1 protein-coding gene and 1 pseudogene are annotated in these 1,011 nt (G+C 63.0%); both read right to left on the bottom strand.

Going from position 1 to position 1,011, the window contains the following annotated elements:
- Positions 1-131 (bottom strand): annotated as a pseudogene (locus IE271_RS41065) (IS701 family transposase); the annotation flags it as partial.
- A gap of 397 nt (positions 132-528) precedes the next feature.
- Entirely contained in the window at positions 529-870 is a 342-nt protein-coding gene (locus tag IE271_RS41070; protein WP_190195500.1) for a hypothetical protein, read from the bottom strand.
- Positions 871-1,011: the final 141 nt, after the last annotated feature.

Genomic DNA, 1,011 nt, shown 5'->3' on the forward strand with positions numbered 1-1,011 from the left:
CCGTCCATCATCAAACCCCGCAGATAACAGTCGCCCTTGGCCCGCTGATCCTTCCGTGGCACCGAGGCGAACACATCCGCCACGAACAACGCCAACGCCGCCCGCATCCGCTCCACTTCGTATGCGTCCACACACCCCAACATGCTCTTGATCAGCACAAACGAAAAGACCTAACGGAGTCCTACTAGAGGGCCGGCTGGGAAGGATTGACGAATCCGGGCTCAGGTGTCGGTGGCTCCGTTACCCCCCAGCTGCCCGCTCCCCGATGGGGGTACAGGAGCCTGCAAGGCGTAGCACGTGTACGGCACGGTGGTCCGGCTCGGCTGGGTCCGCTCCCCGCAGTCGATCGAGGTCCGCTTCGGCACCAGCCGGGCCGGGGCCGTCGACGTCCCGCTCTACACCACCGCCTCCGTCGACTCTGGCTGCCGACCCGTGGCGGTACCCGGCTTCACAAGGGGGGCGGGACCGCCGCGGAGCCGATGTCGTCTCGTTCACAGCCTGGCGTCTGCGGCGGCAAGCCGAGCGTGACTAGAAGGCACGAAGCTCGACGCCGATCCCCATGCCGTCGAGGTCGCTCACGAGCCTCCAGTAAACGTCGCTCTCGTAGAAGCTCGCTGCATCGCCGTTCCCCTCAGCGGGGTCGATCTTGTCCATCTCTGGGACGTCGTAGGTCACCGTGTACCCGGCCTCCGTGTCGGTCCACTGGACCCGGACCACCATGTCCGCTGTGCCGATGTCGTAATCGTCGTTCCCGTGGTTCTTAGCGATGTACTCGAACGGGTACGTGAACGTATAGCTGTCGTCCTTCTTGATCGACCGCAGGTAGTCCTGCTCGTTCTCGAAGCCATAGTTGTTCGACTCACTCCACATGGAAGGAGCGTAATGCTCTGCAGCTCTGCCAGAGTCGACACTATTAGGGCTTGGTCAGGTTCATCTGTGAGTGGCGTGTCTGTATGCGTGTTGGTGTCGTTGGGGTGGTGTGACACCTGAGGAGATGGCCGCGGTCCGCGA

This window comes from Streptomyces minutiscleroticus, from assembly GCF_014650875.1.
Classification (GTDB): domain Bacteria; phylum Actinomycetota; class Actinomycetes; order Streptomycetales; family Streptomycetaceae; genus Streptomyces; species Streptomyces minutiscleroticus.